The organism is Sphingomonas sp. Root720 (genome assembly GCF_001428605.1).
Classification (GTDB): Bacteria; Pseudomonadota; Alphaproteobacteria; order Sphingomonadales; family Sphingomonadaceae; genus Rhizorhabdus.
The window spans coordinates 606,535-620,314 of sequence record NZ_LMID01000010.1; the positions used below are offsets into that span (position 1 = coordinate 606,535).

At 67.6% G+C, this 13,780-nt stretch carries 14 protein-coding genes; 7 read left to right on the forward strand and 7 right to left on the reverse strand.

Annotated features, from left to right (window positions below; all coding sequences use genetic code 11):
* Positions 1 to 48: 48 nt before the first annotated feature.
* The 3 genes from ASE22_RS10230 to rpmF are packed head-to-tail and all read right to left on the reverse strand — an operon-like array spanning position 49 to position 2,269.
* Positions 49 to 1,005 (reverse strand): beta-ketoacyl-ACP synthase III, encoded by a 957-nt coding sequence (locus ASE22_RS10230; protein WP_056358810.1) that lies wholly within the window; start codon positions 1,003 to 1,005, stop codon positions 49 to 51.
* A gap of 11 nt (positions 1,006 to 1,016) precedes the next feature.
* Positions 1,017 to 2,063, reverse strand: coding sequence for a phosphate acyltransferase PlsX (gene plsX, locus ASE22_RS10235; protein WP_056358346.1), 1,047 nt, complete (start codon positions 2,061 to 2,063; stop codon positions 1,017 to 1,019).
* 26 nt (positions 2,064 to 2,089) lie between these two features.
* Positions 2,090 to 2,269 (reverse strand): 50S ribosomal protein L32, encoded by a 180-nt coding sequence (gene rpmF, locus ASE22_RS10240; RefSeq protein ID WP_056358350.1) that lies wholly within the window; start codon positions 2,267 to 2,269, stop codon positions 2,090 to 2,092.
* A gap of 163 nt (positions 2,270 to 2,432) precedes the next feature.
* On the opposite strand from rpmF, the gene ASE22_RS10245 reads away from it, so the two are divergent.
* Positions 2,433 to 2,873 (forward strand): MAPEG family protein, encoded by a 441-nt coding sequence (locus ASE22_RS10245; protein WP_056358353.1) that lies wholly within the window; start codon positions 2,433 to 2,435, stop codon positions 2,871 to 2,873.
* Positions 2,874 to 2,925: 52 nt separating this feature from the next.
* On the opposite strand, the gene ASE22_RS10250 is transcribed toward ASE22_RS10245, so the two are convergent.
* Entirely contained in the window at positions 2,926 to 3,594 is a 669-nt protein-coding gene (locus tag ASE22_RS10250; protein ID WP_056358354.1) for an MBL fold metallo-hydrolase, read from the reverse strand.
* Positions 3,595 to 3,805: 211 nt separating this feature from the next.
* On the opposite strand from ASE22_RS10250, the gene ASE22_RS10255 reads away from it, so the two are divergent.
* From ASE22_RS10255 to msrA, 3 genes are all read left to right on the forward strand, one after another.
* Complete coding sequence (locus ASE22_RS10255; RefSeq protein WP_056358357.1) at positions 3,806 to 4,435, forward strand: aminotransferase class IV; 630 nt, start codon at positions 3,806 to 3,808, stop codon at positions 4,433 to 4,435.
* A 114-nt stretch (positions 4,436 to 4,549) separates the two neighbouring features.
* Complete coding sequence (locus tag ASE22_RS10260) at positions 4,550 to 5,752, forward strand: pyridoxal phosphate-dependent aminotransferase (RefSeq protein WP_056358360.1); 1,203 nt, start codon at positions 4,550 to 4,552, stop codon at positions 5,750 to 5,752.
* Between the two features lie 146 nt (positions 5,753 to 5,898).
* The gene (gene msrA / locus ASE22_RS10265; protein ID WP_056358362.1) at positions 5,899 to 6,636 is read left to right on the forward strand and encodes a peptide-methionine (S)-S-oxide reductase MsrA; all 738 of its coding nucleotides are present in this window, start codon (positions 5,899 to 5,901) and stop codon (positions 6,634 to 6,636) included.
* Between the two features lie 27 nt (positions 6,637 to 6,663).
* On the opposite strand, the gene ASE22_RS10270 is transcribed toward msrA, so the two are convergent.
* Positions 6,664 to 7,830 (reverse strand): GGDEF domain-containing protein, encoded by a 1,167-nt coding sequence (locus tag ASE22_RS10270; RefSeq protein ID WP_156397487.1) that lies wholly within the window; start codon positions 7,828 to 7,830, stop codon positions 6,664 to 6,666.
* Between the two features lie 85 nt (positions 7,831 to 7,915).
* Positions 7,916 to 8,578 (reverse strand): ligase-associated DNA damage response endonuclease PdeM, encoded by a 663-nt coding sequence (gene pdeM / locus ASE22_RS10275; protein ID WP_056358365.1) that lies wholly within the window; start codon positions 8,576 to 8,578, stop codon positions 7,916 to 7,918.
* 140 nt (positions 8,579 to 8,718) lie between these two features.
* Here pdeM and ASE22_RS10280 point away from each other — a divergent pair, with 140 nt between their 5' ends.
* The 3 genes from ASE22_RS10280 (at position 8,719) to ASE22_RS10290 (ending at position 12,112) form a co-directional block, all read left to right on the forward strand.
* Positions 8,719 to 9,633, forward strand: a complete 915-nt coding sequence (locus ASE22_RS10280) for a sulfite exporter TauE/SafE family protein (RefSeq protein WP_056358813.1) — start codon at positions 8,719 to 8,721, stop codon at positions 9,631 to 9,633.
* Positions 9,630 to 10,388 (forward strand): TIGR02186 family protein, encoded by a 759-nt coding sequence (locus ASE22_RS10285; RefSeq protein WP_056358368.1) that lies wholly within the window; start codon positions 9,630 to 9,632, stop codon positions 10,386 to 10,388. Before ASE22_RS10280 ends, ASE22_RS10285 begins: the two co-directional genes overlap by 4 nt.
* An 83-nt stretch (positions 10,389 to 10,471) precedes the next feature.
* The gene (locus ASE22_RS10290; protein WP_056358371.1) at positions 10,472 to 12,112 is read left to right on the forward strand and encodes an ATP-binding protein; all 1,641 of its coding nucleotides are present in this window, start codon (positions 10,472 to 10,474) and stop codon (positions 12,110 to 12,112) included.
* A gap of 18 nt (positions 12,113 to 12,130) precedes the next feature.
* On the opposite strand, the gene ASE22_RS10295 is transcribed toward ASE22_RS10290, so the two are convergent.
* A complete protein-coding gene (locus tag ASE22_RS10295; RefSeq protein WP_056358815.1) occupies positions 12,131 to 13,762 on the reverse strand; it encodes a helicase HerA-like domain-containing protein in 1,632 nt (543 codons plus the stop codon).
* Between the last annotated feature and the right edge of the window lie 18 nt (positions 13,763 to 13,780).

Sequence of the window (13,780 nt, forward strand, 5' to 3'; positions counted from 1 at the left end):
GCCACCTTACGGCCACCGGAAGGCAAATCAAAGCCGATTCCAAAGGGTTCAATAGCGAATCGCCGCCGCCCCCCAGGTGAAGCCGCCGCCCATCGCTTCGAGCACCAGCAGATCGCCCGGTTTGATCCGCCCGTCGCGGACCGCCGTATCGAGCGCCAGGGGCACGGAGGCGGCCGAGGTGTTGGCGTGCTGGTCGACGGTGATGATGACGCGCTCGGCGGCAAGGCCCAGCTTGCGTGCCGTAGCGTCAAGGATGCGGCGATTGGCCTGATGCGGCACGACCCAGTCGATGTCGTCGACGGTCAGCCCGGCATCCTCCATCACTTCGCGCAGCACCTGGGCGAGGTTGGTGACGGCGTGGCGGAACACCTCCTGCCCCTTCATGCGGAGCTTGCCGACGGTCTGCGTCGTCGAAGGACCGCCATCGACATAGAGGAGCTGATTGTGGCGGCCATCGGCATGGAGGCGAGTCGACAGCACGCCGCGGACGCCTTCTTCCGCCTTCAGCACGACCGCGCCGGCCCCGTCGCCGAACAGCACGCAGGTCGTGCGATCCTCCCAGTCGAGGATGCGGCTGAAGGTTTCAGCGCCGATCACGAGCGCATGTTTGGTGGTGCCGCCGCGCAGCATGCTGTCGGCCACCGACAGCGCGTAGAGGAAACCCGAGCAGACCGCCTGCAGGTCGAAGGACACGCAATCGTCGATGCCGAGCGCGGTCTGGACGATCGTCGCCGACGCGGGAAAGGTCTGATCCGGGGTCGCGGTCGCGAGGATGATCAGCCCGATGTCGGACGGCGCGATCCCTGCCGCCTCGATCGCCTTGCGCGCGGCTTCGGTGGCCAGGGTGGCGGTGGTTTCGCCCTCGCCGGCGATGTAGCGGGCGCGGATGCCGGTCCGTTCGACGATCCACTCGTCGGAGGTGTCGACGGTCTTGGAGAGCTCGGCATTGGTGACCCGTCGGCGCGGAAGCGCCGATCCGGTGCCGATGATCACGGCCCGCCGCATCGCCTGTCCGCTCACGCTACCCCTTCCGTCTGCACCGCATGGCTGCGGAAATCCTCGAGATCGTCGGCGATCCGCCGGGTCAGGTCCTCGCGCGCGATCTTCGCCGCGACCGCGATCGCGTTGGCGATGCCCTTCTCGTCGGCACCGCCATGGCTCTTCACCACCAGGCCGTTGAGGCCGAGGAAGACGGCACCGTTGTGATTGTTCGGATCGAGATGGTGGCGCAGCAGCTGGAACGCCGGACGCGACAGGAGGAAGCCCGCCTTCGACCGCAGCGAGCTGGAGAAGGCCTTGCGCAGCAGATCGGTGATGAACCGCGCGGTCCCCTCGATCGACTTGAGCGCGATATTGCCCGAGAAGCCGTCGCTGACGATGACGTCGGCCTCGCCGCGGCCGATGCGATCGGCCTCGATGAAGCCGTCGAAGCTCCAGGAGCCGCCGGTCTGCTGTCGCAATACCGCCGCCGCTTCCTTGAGTTCGCCGGTGCCCTTCAGTTCCTCGGTACCGATGTTCAGCAAGCGGACGCGCGGCGCCTGGACGCCCAGCGCGAGCCGCGAATAGGCGGCGCCCATCACCGCGAATTCGACGAGGTTGCGGGCGTCGCAATCGGTGTTGGCGCCGAGGTCGAGCATGACCAGGTCATTGTCGCCCAGGGTCGGCAGCAGCGCGGCCAGCGCGGGGCGATCGATGCCATGCATCGTCCGCAGCGACAGCTTGGCGATCGCCATCAGCGCGCCGGTATTGCCGGCCGACAGCGCGGCGGCGGCCTCGCCGGCCTTCACCGCGAGGATGGCAGCCCCCATCGAGCTGGTCCTGGTGCGGCGGATCGCCTGGCTGGGCTTGTCGTCGCCGGTGATCACGTCCTCGCAATGGACGACGATCGATTCGGTAAGCTGCGGGAAACGCGCCATCTCGGCGCGAATGACCGCTTCGTCGCCGGTGAAGGTGAAGCGCAGGGACGAATCGCTGTCACGCGCCCGCGCAGCACCGGCGATCATCGTCGCCGGCCCGCCATCACCGCCCATCGCATCAACGGCGATTCGCGGTGCCTCGTCCATGCTCATACCCCCGTTCGGCCTGCCGATCAGGCCTCGACGGAGACGATTTCGCGACCGTTATAGTGGCCGCAGGCGTTGCACAGATTGTGCGGACGCTTCAGTTCGCCACAATTCGGGCATTCCTGGAATGCCTCGACCGTCAGCGCGTCGTGGCTGCGGCGCATGTTGCGCTTTGAGGGCGAAGTCTTTCTCTTGGGGACGGCCATGTCGGCACCTGTTCCTAGTAGCTAAACAAATAAAGCGACGAACGCCCATGACCCAAAAGGGCGGGCTCGCCGCGAGCGCGCGACCTATAGCGATTTCGCTCCGCGTTGCAAGTATCGCCGCGACCTGCCAATCCGACCCAAGACATTGCACAGGAGGGGGAACATGATCCTGCCCATCACGCTGACGATTGCCGGGGCCGCCGCGATCGTGAATCTCTGGCTGGCCATCCGTATCGTCGTGGTCCGCACCAGGCACAAGGTCCTGATCGGCGACGGCGGCAACATGCTGCTGTCGGCCCGGATGCGCGCCCAGCTCAACTTCATCGAATATACGCCGCTGGTGCTGATCCTGATGGGCCTGATCGAATTCGCCCGCGGCACCAACAACTGGCTGTGGGGCGCCGGCATCCTCTATATCATCGGCCGCGTCCTGCACCCGTTCGGGCTCGACCGGCAAACCCCCAACGCGCTGCGCGCCGTGGGCATCCTGACGACCTGGGCGGTGCTGCTGGGCCTCGCCATCTACGCGCTCACCATTCCCTACACGGCGCGGAACGGGGTGATCACCACGGTCACGAGCGACAGCCTCGGCACCGCGCACTGATAGGACAAGGCGTCCTGGAGGATGGGGTCTCCCCCTCCTCCGGGCGCCGACCTCAGGCGCCCACCACCCGGTCCCCGACGAACGGGTTGCTCGCGCGCTCATGGGCGAAGGTCGACATCGGGCCGTGCCCCGGCACGAACGCGGTGTCGCCGCCCAGCGGCCACAGCTTGCCCGTGATCGAGGCGATCAGGTCCGCATGGTTGCCGCGCGGGAAGTCGGTGCGGCCGATCGATCCCTGGAACAGCACGTCGCCGACCAGCGCCAGGTTCGACGGTGCGTGGTGGAAGACGACATGCCCGGGGGTATGGCCAGGACAGTGGAGCACGTCGAACACGAGGTCGCCCACCGTCACCTGGTCGCCGTCGTCGAGCCAGCGGTCGGGCTCGAACGGCCGCCCCTCGATCCCGTAGCTCCGTCCGTCGTCCCCCAGTCGCGCGATCCAGAAGCGGTCCTCGGGATGCGGGCCTTCGATCGGTACGCCGAGCTGTTCGGCCAGGATGCCGGTGCCGCCGCAATGATCGATATGGCCGTGGGTGACGAGCAGCTTCTCGATCGTCACGCCGTGCTGCGCCGCGGCGGCCTTGAGCTGATCCAGGTCGCCGCCGGCATCGACGAAGGCGCCCTTCATCGTCTTGGTGCACCAGAGCAGCGTACAGTTCTGCTGGAAGGCGGTGACGGGAATGATCGCGGCCTTGAGCGGCGGCATGTCGGGGCTGGTCATGCGGCCCGAGATGATCGCTGGAGCGCGGCATTGCAAGGCGCCTCCGGCACCAGCCCTGCCGGCCGTTAACCATCGCCGAAAATTTCCGAGGCGAATCGGTAACTTGCGATTAGACTGTCGGCGTTGCCGAATCGAACCAATCGAAACCATTGGTGCGGGTGCAACGTATCTGGGGCGTGGCATTGTAGGTAGGCAGGGGCGTGCGGTCGCGATGACGACGAGGTCGTTCGATCTGATCGAGACGATGCGGTTCGAAGCCCTTGACGGTTTCGTCGAGCTGGATCGTCATCTCGACCGGATGAAGGCGAGCGCCGACGCGCTGGGCTTCGTCTTCAACCGCCATGACTGCCGCAACGATCTCCAGGCTTCGACCTTCCGCCTGACCGCCGATGCCAGGATCCGGCTGATGCTGGCGTCGAGCGGCGCGCTGGCGATCGAGGTTCGCGCGCTTCCCGAAAGACCGGCGGAGCCTGTCGATGTCGCGATCGTCCCGCTCCCCGTTCCGGTCGGCGATCCGCGCCTGCGCCACAAGACCAGCGATCGCGCCTTCCTCGACGATGCCCGGCGCCGGGCCGGGACCTTCGAGGTGATCTTCGCGGCGCCGGACGGTCTCCTCACCGAGGGCAGCTTCACCAATATCTTCGTGCCGGATCCGGCGGGAGGCGGGCTGGTGACGCCGCGCTCGGGATCGCTGATGCCCGGGGTCCTGCGCCGGCGGCTGCTCGACGAAGGCGCGGCGATCGAGGGCGACTTGCGCGCCGCCGACCTTGCGGGCGGCTTCTTCATCGGCAATTCGCTGCGCGGCCTGATCGCGGCCCGGCTGGTTTCGGCGCACGACTGAAGGCCTGATCCGGCTTTTCCGCCCTTGAGGATCAAGGTCGTGGTTGAGGCTTCGGCCCCGCTCCCCTATAGCGCGCGCGTTTCCCAACCGTTCTCATCAGGAAAGCGCCGCGCCATGAGCCTCATCGCCCCTGCCCTCAACCGCATCTCGCCCTCGCCCACGCTCGCCATGTCGAGCCGGGTGCTCGAGCTGAAGGCGAAGGGGATCAACGTGATCGGCCTTTCGGCGGGCGAGCCCGACTTCGACACGCCCGACTTCGTAAAGGACGCCGCGATCGAGGCGATCCGCAAGGGCCAGACCAAGTACACCAATGTCGACGGCACCGCCGAGCTGAAGGCCGCGATCGCCGCCAAGTTCAAGCGCGACAACGGCCTGACCTACGAAGCGTCGCAGATCACCGTCAACGTCGGCGGCAAGCACACGCTGTTCAACGCGCTGGTCGCGACCGTTTCGGCCGGCGACGAGGTGATCATCCCTGCCCCCTACTGGGTCAGCTATCCCGACATCGTCCAGTTCGCGGGCGGCACCCCGGTCTTCATCAAGGCGGGCGCCGACCAGGCCTATAAGGTGACGCCCGGTCAGATCGAGGACGCGATCACCCCGCAGACCAAGTGGGTGCTGCTCAACTCGCCGTCCAACCCGAGCGGGGCGGCCTATTCGGCCGACGAGCTGAAGGCGATCGCCGAGGTGCTCCGCCGCCATCCGCATGTCTGGATCATGACCGACGACATGTATGAGCACATCCTCTACGACGGCTTCGAATTCGCGACGATCGCGCAGGTCGCCCCCGACCTGTACGAGCGCACGCTGACGATCAACGGCTGCTCCAAGGCCTATTCGATGACCGGCTGGCGCATCGGCTTCGCCGGCGGCCCGGTCCCGCTGATCAAGGCGATGGCCAAGCTGCAGTCGCAGTCGACCTCCAACCCCTGCTCGATCGCGCAGGCGGCGGCGACCGCGGCGCTGAACGGCGACCAGAGCTTCCTCAAGGAGCGCGCCATCGCCTTCCAGAAGCGGCGCGACCTCGTCGTCTCGATGCTCAACCAGGCGAAGGGCATCAACTGCCCGCGTCCCGAGGGCGCCTTCTACGTCTATCCCGACGTGTCGGGCCTGATGGGTCTGAAGACCCCGTCGGGCAAGGTCATCGCCAACGACGCCGACCTGATCGACTATTTCCTCGACGAGCACCAGGTCGCCGCGGTCCATGGCGCCGCCTTCGGGGTCGAACCGGCATTCCGGGTGAGCTATGCGACGTCGGAGGCGATCCTGACCGAGGCGTGCGAACGCATCCAGGCCGCCTGCGCGGCCTTGAAGTAGGAGCCCTGGGGCGCCGGCGGCGGGCTCCCGCCGGCGCTTGAGGCCCACCGGCATTTCCAGCGTCCGAGGGCGCAAATGTTGATAAATATTTGCCTAGCTCCATATGTGTGGCATTATGGTCACAGGATGGAAAAAAGGATGCCCTTTTGACGGACAGTCCTAACCGGCCGCTGATCGCCGGGATTTCCGCCGGTTTGCTGCTTCTCGTGGCTGCCGGCACGATGGCGACGCGCAGCCCGGCCGTCGCCCCGACCCCCCGGGTCGATCCCGGCCCCATCGTCCGCGTCCCCGCGCCTGCCGTCGATCCGGCCGAGCAGGGCAAGACCGCGACGGCGGTGCTCGCCGGCGGCTGCTTCTGGGGCGTGCAGGGCGTGTTCCAGCATGTCGAGGGCGTACGGTCGGCCGTGTCGGGCTATTCGGGCGGCGCGGCCCAGACCGCCGATTATGAATCGGTCGGCACCGGCAGCACCGGTCACGCCGAGGCGGTGAAGATCGTCTACGATCCCAGCCAGATCAGCTACGGCACGCTGCTGCGCATCTATTTCGCCGTGGTCGCCGATCCCACAACGCTCAACCGTCAAGGGCCCGACCGGGGCACCCAGTATCGCACCGCGATCTTCCCGACGACGCCGCAGCAGAAGGCGGTGGCGCAGGCCTATGTCGCGCAACTCGCCGCCGCGAAGCTCTGGAAGGCGCCGATCGTCACCAAGGTGGAACGCTATGCAGGCTTCTTCCCGGCGGAAAAATATCATCAGGACTTCCTGACCCGGAAGCCCGACTATCCCTATATCGTCTACAACGACCTGCCCAAGGTCGAGGCGCTGCGCATCGCCTTCCCCGCCCATTTCCGCAAACAGGCCCTGACGGTCTATCCGGTCGGCTGAGCCGCCGCCGGTCCCGACCTTCGGCGCTCACTCCGCGTCCGGGACGATGTCCTCCAGGACGATGTTCCGCCCGCTGCGCTTGCCCTGGTAGAGCGCCGCGTCGGCGCGCTTGAGGGCGGGCTCGAGCCCCGATTCGAGCGGGCGGACCTCGGCAAGGCCGACCGTCACCGTCGCGCGCATCTCGGCCAGTGCCCCGTCGAGCCGCAGGCCGGCGATCGCCGCGCGCAGTCGCTCGGCGATCCGGCGGGCCTCGTCCATGTCGGCGCCGGGAAGGGCCGCGACGAACTCCTCCCCGCCGAAGCGGCCGACGGCATCCCCTTCGCGAAACACCCGGAGGCAGATCGCGGCGACCTCGCGCAGCACCCGGTCGCCACAGGCATGGCCCCAGCGGTCGTTGATCGCCTTGAAATTGTCGAGGTCGATCATGCAGAGGCTGAACGGACGTTCTCCGCTCCGCTCCGTGTCGAACGCCGTCCGCGCCCGTTGCAGGAAGCTCCGCCGGTTGGCGAGCCCGGTCAGCTCGTCGGTGTCGGCCATGATCCGCAGCCGCTTCTCCAGCGCCTCGCGGCGCCCGACCTCTTCCAGCAGCCGCTGCTTGGAACGCCGCTCCTCGTTCAGCAGCTCGAACTGTTGCCGCTGCAGGCGGGCGAGCCGCCGCGCGACCACATAGCCCACGACGTTCGCCATGATCAGCAGCAGGCCGTAGGAGCGCAGGGTTTCCCACGGCAGGCCGCCCCAATGCCATGCGCCGAGAAGGAAGCCGATCCCCAGATAGAGGCTCGTACCGATCATGCCCCACAGCAGGATCGGGGAGAAAAGGTAGAAGGCCATGACGACCACCACCACGGCGATCAATTGCGTCGACAGGGTTTCCGGCCGGATCGCGATGAGGGCCAGCGAACCCGTGGCGATCAGAGCCGGCGCGACGCTGAGCAGCCAGGGGCGCGTCAGCAGCGCGTCCGACGAGCGCAGCACTATCGCGAGGGCCAGGCACGTCGCGATCAGCGTCGCCCTGATCCCGAGGAGCAGGTAGAATTCCCGCGCCAGGCCCAGGAAGCCATAATCGGAAATGCCGAACATCGCCATGCCGGCCGCGGCGACGATCAGCGTCAGCCAGCTATCCTCCTGCACCTTGCGGAGAATGGAGACGCGGAAGGCCTGTTCGGTTCCCGCATCACGAAACTGTGCGGTCACGGGGGTAAGCTGGTAACGCATCGATGGGCCGCAAATCCTACAGCTTCGAAGATAGGCAGTCGGGACCGTGGGCGGCAACCTCTATCTAGGCGGCGAGCGGAAACCCCAGCAGCTTCTCCTGCACGGCCAGCAGTGCGCGGGCGTCGCGGCCGACGGTGCGCAGGATCACCGGATCGGCGGCGTCCATGCCCCCGGTCAGCACCCCGAAGGAGGGCAGGATCAGCTTGGTACGCCCCACGACGAAACAGGGCCGCGACACGCGCCGCCCTCGCAGGGTGATCTTGAGCTTGGGATGATAATGGCCCGAAACCTCCGGCCGCGGATCGGCCGGGTCGGCTTCGTGGCGCAGCCACAGCCCCGCCAGCTCGGCCTCCGAAACGACATGGCCGCCGAGCGGATCGCTGAAGGCCGCGTCATGGTTGCCGACGATCCACGTCCAGCGCGTCCGCGCGGTGAGATAGCTGAGCAGCCCGCGCGCCTCGTCCCCCAGCCGGGCGATGCCGGCACGATCGTGGAAGCTGTCGCCCAGGCAATAGAGCGCCCGCGCGCCGGTCCGGTCGACCAGCGCCGCGACCCGGCGCAGCGTCTCGATCGAATCATAGGGCGGCAGCATCTGCCCCCGCGCCGCATAGCTGCTCGCCTTCTCGAGATGCAGGTCGGCCAGCAGCAGGCTGGCCGAGGGGGCGTGGAACAGCCCGCCCTCCGGCAATGCGCACATGTCGACCGAACAGAACGAAAAGGGAACCATGGCGTGGATATATCGCCTCTGCGCCACGCTGCAAGCCTTCTCCGCCCCAGCCGGCCCGGTCGGGGGCCGGGCTGACGAAATTAGCGATAATTCGACCCGCACCCTTCCCCCCGCCCACCAAAATGCTCTAGCCCATGACCATGGATCTTTACCTGCCCATTGCCGGCCTCTCGGTGAACATCCTCGTGATCATCGGCCTGGGCGGGCTGGTCGGCCTGCTGTCGGGGATGTTCGGCGTGGGTGGCGGCTTCCTGACGACGCCGCTGATGATCTTCTACGGCATTCCTCCCGCCGTCGCGGTCGCCTCCTCGGCGCCGCAGATCACCGGGGCCAGCGTCTCGGGCGTCCTCGCGCACGGCACCCGGGACGGGGTCGACTATCACATGGGCGCGGTGCTGGTCGTCGGAGGCGCGATCGGGTCGCTGATCGGCGGCTTCCTGTTCCGCCTGCTCCAGGATGCCGGCCAGATCGATACCGTCGTCAACGTCATGTATGTCGTGATGCTCGGCGGGATCGGCATCGTCATGGCGCGCGATGCGATCGGCGCGATCCTGGCCGAATGGCGCGGCCAGCGCCCGGCGGGCAGCGGCCGTCGCCATCATCCGCTGATCGCGATGCTGCCCTTCCGCTGGCGCTTCTACCGCTCCGGCCTCTACATCTCCCCGATCGCGCCGCTGATGCTTGGCTTCCTGACCGGCGTGATGACGGTGCTGATGGGCGTCGGCGGCGGCTTCATCCTGGTGCCGGCGATGATCTATATCCTCGGCATGTCGGCACGGGTCGTGGTCGGCACCTCGCTGTTCCAGATTCTGTTCGTCACCGCCGCGACGACGATGGTCCACGCGATGACGACCCGCGCGGTCGACCTCGTCCTGACGGGGCTGCTGCTGATCGGCAGCGTCACCGGAGCGCAGCTCGGCGCCCGGCTCGCGCTGAAGATAAAGCCCGAATATCTGCGGCTGGCGCTGGCCTTCATCGTGCTGGTGGTGGCGATCCGCATGCTGCTCGGCCTCACCTGGCGCCCGCCCGAGATCTTCACGGTGCAGGCGCTGTGAGAAAGCGCCTCCTCCTGCTCCTCGCGCCGCTGCTGGTCTCCGCCGAGAGTCCCCGGCTGGTCCCCGACGTATCGCAGCGCAAGATCGAGATCATCTACAGCTTCACCGGGGCCGAACTGCTGCTGTTCGGTGCGATCCTCTATCCCGGCGGCCGCACGCCCAGCGACGACGCGCAGATCGCCGTGGTGGTGAAGGGGCCGGCCGAACCGGTGCTGGTGCGCGAGAAGCGCAAGATCGCGGGCATGTGGATCAACGCCGACAGCGCCGATTTCCGATCGGTGCCGTCCTTCTACGCGCTCGCCTCGTCCAAGCCGATCGCCAGCATCGTCGATGGACGGACCTCGGTCATCTACGAACTCGGGATCGACAATCTCCAGCTCTCGCCCACCAGCGGCGGCGATCCTGCCGCCGACCGGCATTTCGAGGAGGGCCTGATCGAGCTCAAGCGGCGCGGCGGCTATTATTCGCAGACCGACACGGGCGTCGAGATCAGCGAGGGCGTGCTCTACCGCGCGCGCATCGCCATTCCCGCGCGCGTCCCCGTCGGCCGCTACACGGCCGAGACCTTCCTGATCGAGAAGGGCCGCGTCATCGCCGCCGCCACCCGCGACATCGAAATCCACAAATCGGGCATGGAGGCGTTCGTCGCCCGCGCCGCCGAGCGCCACAGCTTCGTCTACGGCCTCACCGCCGTGCTGCTCTCGCTGATCCTCGGTTGGGCCGCGAGCACCGCCTTCCGCCGCCTGCGCGAATAAGCCGCCGCCCCTCGCCGCCGGGGGCCTTTTGTTAACCCCGCGCCGCTAGGCGGTTTCCGTCGCGAACGGGAGCGGTGGACGGAATGAACGATAGGGTCGGCGGCGGCATTTTCCAGACGGCAACGGACCTCGGCGCGACGGCGGTCGGCCGGATCACCTCGGTGGCGGGCAGCGGCGCCGCCCTCCGGCTCGATCGCCGGCTGCTCGCATTGCTGGCGCACGACGACGACCCCTCGGTGGCGATGGCGGGGGAGATCGGCTCGATGCTCAGGATGGAGGTCGCGGGCCGCTGCGTGATCGGATCGGTCCACGATCTCGGCGACGGCGACGGCGACGGCGAGATCGGCGCGCGCATCTCCTTTCTCGGCGAAGGCGCGATCGACGATGCCGGGACGATCACCGGCTTTCGGCGCGGCGTGACCCGCTATCCATTGCCCGGCACCCCCGTCGCCGCGGTCACCGGCGCCGACATGGACGCGATCTTCAGTGCCGGCGACCTCGCCCATATCGAGATCGGCACGGTCCACCCGACCTGTTCGACCCGCGCCGCGCTGCTGGTCGACGCGATGCTCGGCAAGCATTTTGCGCTGCTCGGGTCGACCGGCACCGGCAAGTCGACCGCGACCGCGCTGATCCTCCACCGCATCTGCCGGATGGCGCCCGCGGGCCACATCGTCATGATCGACCCCCACGGCGAATATGAGGCCGCCTTCGCGGAGGTCGGCGCCTCCTACGGGGTGTCGAACCTCGCCATGCCCTATTGGCTGATGAACTTCGAGGAGCATTGCGAGGTGCTGCTGACCACCAGCGGCGCCGAGCGGCAGACCGATGCCGACATCCTCGCCAAATGCCTGCTCGCCGCGCGCCAGAAGAACCGCGCCGCCGAAACCGTCGCGCGCATCACCGTCGACAGCCCGATTCCCTATGTGCTGTCCGACCTGACCACGATCATCCAGACCGAGATGGGCAAGCTCGACAAGGCGTCGAACAGCGCGCCCTTTCTGCGCATCAAGCAGAAGATCGACGAGATACGGTCCGATCCGCGCTATCATTTCATGTTCTCGGGCATGCTGGTCGGCGACAGCATGAAGAGCTTCGTCAAGCGCATCTTCCGCCTGCCCGGCGACGGCAAGCCGATCTCGGTGATCGACGTGTCGGGCGTGCCGTCGGAGATCACCTCGGTCGTCGTCTCGGTGCTGGCGCGCTGCGTGTTCGACTATGCGATCTGGGCGCGCGGCCAGGCGCAGCACCCGGTCCTCCTCGTCTGCGAGGAGGCGCACCGCTACGTCCCTTCCGACCGCTCGGCCAACAACGGCCCGGTTCGCAGGATTCTCGAACGGATCGCCAAGGAGGGCCGCAAATACGGCGTCTCGCTGGGGCTGATCACCCAGCGCCCCTCGGACCTCGCCGAAGGGGTGCTGTCCCAGTGCGGCACGATCATCGCGATGCGCCTCAACAACGAGCGCGACCAGGCCTTCGTCAAGGCGGCCATGCCCGAAGGCGCGCGCGGCTTCCTCGACACGATCCCGGCGCTGCGCAACCGCGAGGCGATCATCTGCGGCGAGGGCGTGCCGATCCCGATCCGGGTCGCCTTCGACGATCTCGAGGCGGGGCTGCGCCCGGCCTCGAACGATCCCGTCTTCTCGGAGCTGTGGAGCCGCGTCGGCGACGAGGACGCGCTCGTCGAACATGTCATCGGCCGCTGGCGCAACCAGGGACGGTGACTACTCGGCCATGAGGATCTACTTGAACAGCCCGCCCAATATGCCGCGCACCAGTTGGCCGGCGATCCCGCCCGAACGCTTGCGGCTGCTCCCGCCGAACACCGCCCGACCGACTTCGTTGGCAACCTGACGGCCGACCGAGGAGGCCGCCGCCCGCGTGGCCGACTGGATGGCGCGGTCGAGGCCGGTGGGCCTCGCCGCCTCGCGCGCCGCGATCGCGTCGCGCCGCGCCTGCTCCTTGAGCGCCTGTTCCTGCGCCTTCGCCTCCACCTTGGCCTGCACCGCGGCGGCCTTGTCGGCCTCGGCCTGCGCCTTGGCGGCCTGCGCGGCGGCGGCCGACGCCTGGCCCCGCACGGCCAGTATCTCCTCGGCCGATTCGCGGTCGACCGCGTCGTCATATTTGCCCGCGACCGGCGAGATCGACTGGATGATCGCCCGTTCCTTCGCATCGACCGAGCCCAGCCGCGAACGCGGCGGCGCGATCAGCGTGCGCTGGACGATGCTCGGCGATCCGTCCTCCTGCAGCACCGAGACGAGCGCCTCGCCCACCTTCAGCTCGATGATCGCGCGGGCGACGTCGAGATCGGGGTTGATGCGGAAGGTGTCCGCCGCCGCCTCGATCGCCTTCTGGTCGCGCGGGGTGAAGGCGCGCAGCGCATGCTGGATCCGGTTGCCGAGCTGGGCTGCGACGTCCTCGGGCACGTCGATCGGGTTCTGGGTGACGAAATAGACGCCGACCCCCTTCGACCGGATCAGGCGGACGACCTGCTCGATCTTGTCGGTCAGCGCCTTGGGGGCATCGTCGAACAGCAGGTGCGCCTCGTCGAAGAAGAACACGAGCCTGGGCTTGTCGGGATCGCCGACCTCGGGAAGATTCTCGAACAGTTCGCTGAGCAGCCACAGCAGGAAGGTGGCGTAGAGCTTGGGGCTCTGCATCAGCTTGTCGGCGGCCAGCACGTTGACATAGCCCCGCCCCTGGTCGTCGAGCCCCAGGAAATCGTGGATGTCGAGCGCGGGCTCGCCGAAGAAATGGGCGCCGCCCTGGCTGTCGAGCTGGAGCAGCTGGCGCTGGATCGATCCGACGCTCGCCCTGGTGACGTTGCCGTAGCGGCTCGACAGATCGTCGGCATTCTCCGCGCAAAAGGCGAGCATCGCCTGGAGGTCGCCGAGATCGAGCAGCAGCAATCCCTCTTCGTCGGCATAGCGGAAGGCGATGTTGAGCACGCCTTCCTGCACCTCGTTGAGGTTCATCAGTCGCGCGAGCAGCAACGGTCCCACTTCGGAAACGGTCGTGCGGATCGGGTGGCCCTGCTCGCCGTAGAGATCCCAGAAGATCGTCGGATTGTCGCCCCAGACGAAGTTCTCGAGGCCGATCTCGGCGGCGCGGGCGACCAGCTTGTCGGCGTTCTTCGCCGTCGGCGATCCGGCCATCGCGATCCCCGACAGGTCGCCCTTCACGTCGGCGAGGAACACCGGCACCCCGGCGGCCGAGAAATTCTCGGCGATACCCTGCAGCGTCACCGTCTTGCCGGTGCCGGTCGCGCCCGCGATCAGGCCGTGGCGGTTGGCGCGGCGGAGATTGAGATGCTGCGCCAGCAAACCCGACGGGCTCGGGCTCGCGCCCAGAAAAATTCCCTGCTCGTCGATCATGCCGCTCTCCACCACGCC